The sequence below is a fragment of the Candidatus Eisenbacteria bacterium genome (genome assembly GCA_016867495.1).
Lineage (GTDB): Bacteria > Eisenbacteria > RBG-16-71-46 > CAIMUX01 > VGJL01 > VGJL01.
Genome location: VGJL01000108.1, coordinates 1 through 8729, shown reverse-complemented (window position 1 = coordinate 8729; position 8729 = coordinate 1). Strand labels below are relative to the sequence as shown.

The following is an 8729-nucleotide window of genomic DNA, read 5'->3' as shown; positions in this document are numbered from 1 at the left end:
GCCCGGGACGATCCGGTGGTCGCCCGGCACCTGCGACGCCTCCGTCCGCATCGAGCTGCTCGCCGAGGGGATCCCCTGCGCCGAGATCGCCGCGTCCACGGAGAACGACGGAGCGCACGACTGGATCCCGCAGCGGTGCCTCGATCGGGAGAGCGGCTACAGAGTCCGCGTGACCGGGCTCCAGAGCGGCGAGTCCGGATCCAGCGGGTGGGACTTCACGATCGCTGGTCCGTGCGAGATCGAGGTGACATCCCCCGCGGGCGGCGCGAGGTGGCAGGAAGGGGGCGTCCGGGAGATCGCATGGACGACAACCGGCGCCTGCGCGATGACAGTCCGCGTCGACCTTCTTCTCGATGGAGCCGCCTGCGTGACGATCGCCGAGGCGACAGAGAACGACGGCGCCCTCGCCTGGGCCGCCGTCCGGTGCGGGGAGGCGGAGGAGGGGTACCGCATCCGGGTGACCGACGGCGGCGGGCAGGTCGCCGGGGAGTCGGATCCCTTCACGATCGAGGCCTGTCGCATCCAGGTCACGTCCCCTGCCGACGGCCAGGAGTGGAGGGAAGGGACAGGCGGGTTGATCGCCTGGACCTCCTCCGGATGCGGCGAGACCGTCCGCGTCGAGCTTCTGCGCGAAGGCTCCGTCTGCAGAACGCTATCAGACGGGACCGAGAATGACGGCGCCCTCGACTGGATCGCGGAGAACTGCGCGGGCGAAGAGAGCGGGTACGCGATCCGCGTGACCGACCTCCAGTCGGGCGCGTCCGCAGAGAGCCAGGGGACGTTCATGATCCCCGAGTGCCGAGTCGTGGTGACCTACCCGAACGGAGGAGAGCTTCTCCCGCGGGACAGCGAGCAAACGATAGCTTGGACGTCGTCGAGATGCGGCGGCTCCGTCCGCATCGATCTGATCTGCGCGGGCGTCGTTTGCGCGACGCTCTCCTCCGCCACGGAGAACGATGGGCAGTTCCCCTGGACCGCCGGCTCCTGTTGCGACGACCCGTGCGGATACCGGATCCGCGTCACCGACATCGAGTACGGCGTCGGAGACGAGAGCGACTCCGGTTTCTGCGTCTGCCCCCCCTGCGAGGTCCTCGTGACCAGCCCCAACGGCGGCGAGATCTGGAAGGAGGGGACGATCCGGGAGATCGTCTGGACCTCGGTCGACTGCGCTTCCACGGTTCGCATCGAGCTGCTGCGGGACGGAGCCTACTGCCGCACGGTCGTCGACGGCACGCCCGACGACGGCCGGCACGCCTGGCAGGTCCAGAACTGCGGGCCGGCCGGCGGCTACGCGATCCGCGTCATCGGCCCGTGCGAAACGCAGGATACGAGCGACGGGTCCTTCACGATCCCCGAGTGCGTCCTCGAGATCCTCTCCCCCAACGGGGGCGAGCGCTGGGAGCCGGGCGAGGCGCGGACGATCGAGTGGAGATCGACCGAATGCGGGGGCGAGGTCCGGATCGACCTGCTCATCGATGGCGCACCCTGCCGGACGATCGCCGCGAGCGCGCCCAACACGGGAAGCTTCCCCTGGACTGCGGAGCCCTGCGCGTCCCCCGGCTGCGCCTATCGCATCCGTCTGACGGATCTCGAGACGTCCAAGGTCGATGAGAGCAACAGCCCCTTCTGCGTCTGCCCGCCCTGCGGCGCGTCCGTCCTGGAGCCGAACGGAGGAGAGATCTGGGAGGAAGGCGCGGAGCAGGAGATCAGGTGGAGCCTCTCGGGACAGTGCGATCAGTCGGTACGGATCGAGCTCGTTCGCGCCGGCAGCGTTTGCGCGACGATCGCATCGAGCACGCCGAACGATGGGAGCCTGCTCTGGATCCCGAGCCGATGCCTGCTTCAGACGACCGACTACCGCGTCCGCGTGACGGGATTGGCCTGCCAGCAGACGGACGAGAGCGACCTCCCCTTCTCGATTCCCCCCCCGCCATGCCGGATCGCGCTGGCGTCGCCCGACGGCGGCGAGAGGTGGACCTCGGGCGCCTCGCACGAGATCCGTTGGGACTGGTCGGGGGACTGCGGCGGGACGGTCAGGGTCGACCTCTACCGGAACGGCTCGCCCTGCCAGCCGATCGCCGCCTCCACGGCCAACGACGGGCTCCTCCAGTGGACCGCCTCGCGCTGCGCCGCGGGAGCGGACGGCTACGCGGTGAGGGTCGAGGAACTCTCGAGCGGCGCATTCGACCAGAGCGAGGCTGCCTTCTCGATCCCGGACTGCTCGATCGACGTCACCTCGCCCGACGGGGGCGAGGTCTGGACGGAAGGGACCGCGCGCACGATCACCTGGACATCCTCCGATTGCACGGGCCTGGTCCGCATCGAGCTCTACCGCGGCGGCTCGGCCTGCGCCACGCTCGCGCAATCCGCTCCGGATGACGGCAGCTTCCCCTGGACGGCATCGAACTGCGCCGATCTCGAGACCGGCTACTCGATCCGCGTGACCGACATCGAGACCGGAGTCGCGGGACAGTCGGCGGCGGACTTCGCCATCCCGCAGCCGCCCTGCCAGCTCTCGGTCACCGCTCCCAACGGCGGGGAACGCTGGGCCGAGGGATCGCCCCAGACCATCCGGTGGACCTCGGCCCATTGCGGCGCGACGGTCCGGATCGAGCTCCTGCGCGGGGGGGTCGTCTGCAGGACCCTGAGCGCGGCGACAGGAAACACGGGCTCCTTCCCGTGGACCCCGCAGAGGTGCGGAAACGAGATCGGCGGCTACGCCGTGCGCGTCACGGATGTCGGGAGCGGCGTCCAGGATCAGAGCGACTCTTCGTTCGAGATCCCGTGCGCTCCTTGCGCGATCGCCGTCACGTCCCCGTCGGGCGGCGAGAGCTGGCAAGAGGGATCCGAGCGGACGATCGCCTGGGCGCCCGCCGCCTGCGATCAGGCGGTCAGGATCGAGCTGCTCCAAAACGACGCCGTCTGCTCCGTGATCGCCGAGAGCACGCCCGACGACGGAAGCCACCCATGGACCGCGCTGCGCTGCGGCGCAAGCGCCTCCGGGTACAAGATCAGGGTGACTCAGCTCGTCTGCGGAGGCTCGGCGAGCAGCGCGGCCACGTTTTCGATCCCTCCGATCCCCGATCTCTACTACATCCCGGCCGGCCTCGAGATCTGCCGCGGCGCGCGGGGGGTCGAGATCCCCATCTACGGAAGGAACAGCCAGGCGATCAAGGGGTATGGGATCCACCTCAGCTTCGATCCGGCCGTCTTCGAGTGTGTCGACATCACCGACGCCGGAACCCGCGGCGCCGGCGGGACGAGCTTCGCCCGGCTCTGCGGGGAAGGATCGGCCAGCGCCGGCGTGATCTACAGCGCCTCGTGCCCCCCGAGCATCGCCGCCGGAGAAGGTGTGATGATGAAGCTGATCGTGAATGTGAAAGCCGACGCTCCTCTGGGGCCGACGGTTCTCGATCTGAGCGACGCGGATCCCAGCTATAACACGATGACGCGATGCGGAGGCGGCGGGGTCGACCCGGCGCTCCAGGACGGCGCGATCGAGGTCTGCGCCGCCCGCCCCGGATCCATGCCGGCCCGGGAGGAGGGGCCGTGAGGCGGCTTTCCCTCCCGATCCTCGTCGCGCTCGCCCTCGGCGCGCTTCTTCTCTGCGCGGCCGCCTCGATCTCGCTCGGAGGCCCGAACAGGAACGGGGCGATGATCGTTCACACGAATGACGCCTACACCTACGGGAGCGGCACCGTCTGCGCCACGCCTCTGGGAGATCCGGGAACTTGCCAGGCGGCCGTCACGAGGAGCGACAAGGGGAGCGGGACGGTCGTGTGGCTGCTCGCCTCATTCCTGCCGACCGCGAGCCCCGCCGTCACGACCATCTACTTCGGAATCGACTACGCCGGCGAGGGCCTCGATCCCGGGGATGCATTCAAGCCCTGCGGCCCGGCCGGGACGCAGCAGCTCCCCGACGCGGACTGGCCCTACTCGGGGCGCGGCAACACGGTCGCCTATCCAACCGCGGTGACCGGCGATCGTCTCTTTCCCTTCTACGCGTTCAAGATCGAAGGAGGCGCGGCCGGAAGCTGGTTCGGCACCGCCGTGAATCCGATCGGCGGGTATGCCGCCTTTGTCGATGACGGCAATCCTCCCCAGACCGATCGCTGCGTCAACTTCGGCCGCGTCCGCTGGTACGAGGCGGGATCGAACTCCTGCCCCGCTCCATCCGGCTGCCAGATCACCTTGACCTCCCCCGCCGGAGGGGAGAGCTGGCAACAGGGGACGTTGCGGAACATCGCCTGGAACTCCTCACAGTGCGGCGGGGCGGTTCGGATCGAGCTGCTCCTCAACGACGCCGTTTGCTCGACGATCGCCGAGGAGACAGCGAACGATGGCGGTTACGGCTGGATCGCGCAGCAGTGCATCGGCAGTACCTCGGGCTACAAGATCCGCGTCACGGATTTGGCGGCGGGAAACGCAGGGACGAGCGTTTCCGCCTTCTCGATACCGACCGGGGGCTGCCAGGTGAACCTGAGCTACCCCGACGGCGGCGAGATGCTCGACGAGGGCACCGGCCTGGAGATCCTCTGGGGCTCGAGCGGATGCGGCTCCCAGGTGCGAATCGAGCTGATCTCGGATGGGTCCTCGTGTCTGACGATCGCCTCCGGCGCCCCCAACAACGGAACCTTCCCGTGGGTCGCCGAGGGCTGCGGCGCATGGGTCTGCAGGCACAAGATCCGAGTCACCGATCTCGCGTCGGGACTGGGCGACGAGAGCGGCGAGGTCTTCTGCATCCGCTCGTGCGCGCCCCAGGTGGTCTTCCCGAACGGCGGGGAGATCCTCACGACGGGCACGACGAGAACGATCTCATGGTCCTCGACCAACTGCGGAGAGCGAGTCCGGATCGATCTCATCCGGAACGGCTCCCCCTGCGAGACGATCGCCGCCGACACGGAGAACGACGGCAGCTTTCCCTGGAGCGTGGCGGGATGCGCGGGCGCGCAAGAGGGATACAGGATCCGGATCACGGATATCGATTCCGGGAGAAGTGGCGAGAGCGCCGCGGACTTCTGCATCGGCTGCGGCGACATCCTCCATGTCCCTCAAGGGCTGGAATTCACGGTCGGGCAGCCGTACGCGGAGATTCCCATCCACGGGGAAAACGCCGAGCCGATCAGGGAGTTCTCGGTCCACCTCGCCTTCGACCCGGCCGTCTTCGAGTGCCTCGGCTTCTCCACGACCGGCACGCGCGCCGAGGGAGAAGTCTCGCTCCAGCAGGACTGCGGCGCGGCCGAGGCCTCGGCGGTTGTGACCTACGCGGTCGCATGTCCTCCGCGAATCGAGCCGGGCGACGGCGCGCTGATCAAGCTCCTCGTGCGGGTGAAGCCGGAGGCCCCCCTGGGACCGACCGCGATCGATCTCGCCGACTCCCCCGCCGGCGCGAACCGCATGACCCCTTGCGCCTCGCCTAGCTTCGCGCCCCTGCTCCTGGACGGCCTCTTGGAGATCGTGCCCGAACGCTTCCGGAGAGGCGACGTCGACGCGAACGGAACGATCGACATCGTGGATCCGATCCACTGCCTGTCGTACCAGTACGGCGGCGGACCGGCGCCGCCCTGCAAGGACGCCGGAGACTTCGATGACTCGGGCCGGTACGATCTCTCCGACTGCATCGCCAACCTCTGCCGCCAGTTCGGCTCCTGCCCCGCCCCTCCCCCGCCGGCCGAGGAATGCGGGCCGGACCCGACGGCGGGAGACCCGCTCGACTGCGCCTCCTTCCCGCCCTGCGGATCGGGGGAGATCCCTGGCGCGGCGGAGCGTCCCGCGACGGGGCCGCGCGCGGGAGGCGTCGACATCTCCTGTTCGCCGAGCGCGATCGGAGACTCCGTTCGGGTCGGGATGACGGTTGCGACGGGGAGAAGGCTCGCCGGCTTCCAGCTCGACCTCTCCTACGACTCCTCCCTCTTGCGATTCGCGCGTCTCGTTCCTCCGCGCGATCGCCCCGACTTCTTCTCGGCCCGCCGCTCGCGGGACGGCGCCCTCCACATCGGATGCGTCGTCGACTTCGAGATGTCGTCGCTTCTCGACGCGGGATCGCACGATCTCGGCGCGGCTCTCTTCGTTCTGGAGAGGCCGCTGCCCTCAGTCGGCGCGCGGCTCCTTCTCTCCGGGATCCGACTCGCCGCGGAGGATCTCGAGGCGATCGATCTCGATCCGATCGAGGCCACTCTTCTGTCAACAGACGCGACGCCGCCGGACGACCCTCTCATCGCCTTCCCCAACCCGATCCGTCCGGACCAGGAGATTCAAGTAAGCCTCGACCGCCAGGCGGATGTCAGAGTTGAGGTCTATGACGTCGAGGGGAGGCTCGTGCGCGTCCTCCACGACGGAGCGCTAGAGAAGGGACGACATCGGATCCGGTGGGATGGAGGTTCGGGCGGCTCGACGGGACCCGGCAGCGGGATCTACTACCTGCGGGCGCTCGTGGACGGCAGGGAGACGCGCCGGTCAGTCACGCTCGTGCGTTGAGCGGATCAAGCGGCCCGGCCCCTGGAGCGTCTCGACCCCTCGGCCCCGCGCCCGCTCACCTTCCACCCCTCTTCTTCGAGGATCCTCAGGAGCAGTCCGCCGACCTGGGATGTGATCGACGCAAGGCGTGAGCGAAGGATCGGCGACAGCTCGTTGCCCGGCTCGATCCGGTACGGTTCGATGGCGATCAGGTCGGTTCCATGCTCGGGAAGACCCTCTTCAAGCCAGAATGGGAGGTGATCGAGCGATCCCTCCTCGAGCGCTCTATAGAACCTGACGACGTGAAGGTCCACCTTCCTGGGTCGCTCGAGATGCCAGTGCTGCACGTATCCTGGCGTCATACCGTGGGAGATGGCGTCGATCAGGACGATCCGTTTGCGGTTCTCGAGGACCGGGGGCAGAAGGTCGGGGGACGCGCTCGCCTCGATCCACTCGACGATCGAGACCAGGCTCCGGTCTGCGGCCCTTCTGGAACTCCCGGCGAGACCGGCCGCGGCGGGCCGTTTCATCGCGAGCCGGACCCACTCCGGCGAATCGTGGCGCGGCATCGCGGGCGGCTGCGAGAGGACGCCCGCCCCCGGCTTGCGGCGTCGGCTCAGCGCGATCTCCGCCAGGATCGGCCGGACCCGGCCCATGACGCGGATCGCGACTCCATCGTCGCTCATTCCGGGATCGCCGAGGGCCACCACCGCCACCGGCTTCACGCTCGCCCGAGACTCCTCGCTCAATGAACCTCCATGGACCAGGGCCGTCCCGGGGCCCTTCCGCTTCGCGAACTCCGCGGCCTCAACCCGCATACAGCGGGGCGAAGCGAGCCGTCGGGGTCTGCCGGCCCCGCGGCGCGCCTGTCCGCCTCTCATAGGGTGTCGGCCGCGCCGGAGCCGGGCTTGACTGGAAGGAGGGAATAGGCTCCCCTCATCCGTTACAACTGAAGAGGAGCCCCTCTCATGCTGAAATCTGTGGATTCCGTGCTCCAGACGATCGGCGGCACGCCCCTCGTGAGGCTCCGCCGGCTCGGCCGCGATCTTCCCTGTCCGCTCTACGGCAAGGTCGAGTTCTTCAATCCAGGCGGGAGCATCAAGGATCGCATCGGCCTGGCCATGATCGAGCGGGCCGAGAAGGCAGGACGACTCACGCCGGGGATCTCGACGATCGTCGAGGCGACGGCCGGCAACACCGGGATCGGACTCGCGATCGCGGCGGCCCTGAAGGGGTATCGTTGCGTCTTCGTCCTCCCAGACAAGATGAGCAAGGAGAAGATCGATCTCCTTCATGCCTATGGGGCCGAGACGGTGATCGTGCGATCGGACGTTCCGCCCAAGTCTCCGGAGAGCTACACCGGCACGGCCAGGCGCCTGGCTTCCGAGATCCCGGGGGCATGGCTCGCCGACCAGTTCTACAACATGACGAATCCTGAGACGCACGCGCTCACGACGGGCCCGGAGATCTGGGAGCAGACGGGCGGCCTCGTGACATGCTTCGTGGGCGGTGTCGGAACGGGCGGCACGCTCTCGGGTGTAGGCCGATTCCTCAAGGGAAGGAACACCTCGGTGCGAGTGGTGGGCGCCGATCCTGAGGGATCGATCCTCTCGGGTGACACGGCGCGCCCCTACAAGGTCGAGGGGATCGGCCAGGACTACGTCCCTGCGACGTTCGACAGCGGGGTCGTCGATGACTGGGTCCGCGTCTCGGACGCGGAGTCGTTCCGCGCCGCCCGGCGGGCGGCGCGCGAGGAGGGGCTTCTCGTCGGTGGATCCTCGGGCACTTCCCTCGCCGCGGCGCTGCGCTACGGCGCCCGCCTCGGCTCGAGGGATCTCATTGTGGCGATCCTTCCCGACACGGGCACGAACTACATGAGCAAGTTCTATAGCGACAACTGGATGAGGGAAAACGGGTTCCCCCTCCAAGACGAAGGGGCCACATCCGGAGATTGATGCGGATCATCGGCCCGTCTCCGAGGCGGCCGACTGTCCAAGAGGGAGGATCAAGCGTGAAGCGATCGACGATGGCCATTCACATCGGCCAGGAGCCGGACCCGACGACGGGCGCCACCGTGCCGCCGATCTACGCCACGAGCACCTACACCCAGGAGGGGCCCGGGCGCCACAAGGGATTCGAGTACTCGCGCACGAACAACCCTACGCGGCGCGGCCTGGAACGTTGCCTCGCCGCCCTGGAGGGGGGGGCGGATGCGTGCGCTTTCTCCAGCGGACTCGCCGCGACCGACGCGGCTCTCGCATCTCTAATGCCGC

6 protein-coding genes are annotated in these 8729 nt (G+C 68.6%); 5 read left to right on the top strand and 1 reads right to left on the bottom strand.

The features are described 5' to 3' along the window. The first annotated feature begins 207 nt into the window (after positions 1–207). Genes FJY88_09695 through FJY88_09685 form a run of 3 tightly spaced genes read left to right on the top strand, consistent with a single transcriptional unit; the run spans position 208 to position 6477 of the window. Positions 208–675 (top strand): hypothetical protein, encoded by a 468-nt coding sequence (locus tag FJY88_09695; GenBank protein ID MBM3287603.1) that lies wholly within the window; start codon positions 208–210, stop codon positions 673–675. Further along, a complete protein-coding gene (locus tag FJY88_09690) occupies positions 575–3553 on the top strand; it encodes a hypothetical protein (GenBank protein ID MBM3287602.1) in 2979 nt (992 codons plus the stop codon). Before FJY88_09695 ends, FJY88_09690 begins: the two co-directional genes overlap by 101 nt. Then, a complete protein-coding gene (locus FJY88_09685) occupies positions 3550–6477 on the top strand; it encodes a hypothetical protein (protein MBM3287601.1) in 2928 nt (975 codons plus the stop codon). Before FJY88_09690 ends, FJY88_09685 begins: the two co-directional genes overlap by 4 nt. A gap of 5 nt (positions 6478–6482) precedes the next feature. On the opposite strand, the gene FJY88_09680 is transcribed toward FJY88_09685, so the two are convergent. Beyond that, the gene (locus tag FJY88_09680) at positions 6483–7205 is read right to left on the bottom strand and encodes a hypothetical protein (protein MBM3287600.1); all 723 of its coding nucleotides are present in this window, start codon (positions 7203–7205) and stop codon (positions 6483–6485) included. A 222-nt stretch (positions 7206–7427) separates the two neighbouring features. Between FJY88_09680 and FJY88_09675 the strand changes: the two genes are divergently transcribed. Next, on the top strand, positions 7428–8411 hold the full coding sequence (locus FJY88_09675; protein MBM3287599.1) for a pyridoxal-phosphate dependent enzyme: 984 nt from the start codon (positions 7428–7430) through the stop codon (positions 8409–8411). Then, on the top strand, positions 8411–8729 hold a 319-nt coding region (locus tag FJY88_09670), incomplete at its 3' end, for a cystathionine beta-lyase (GenBank protein ID MBM3287598.1). The genes FJY88_09675 and FJY88_09670, both read left to right, overlap by 1 nt.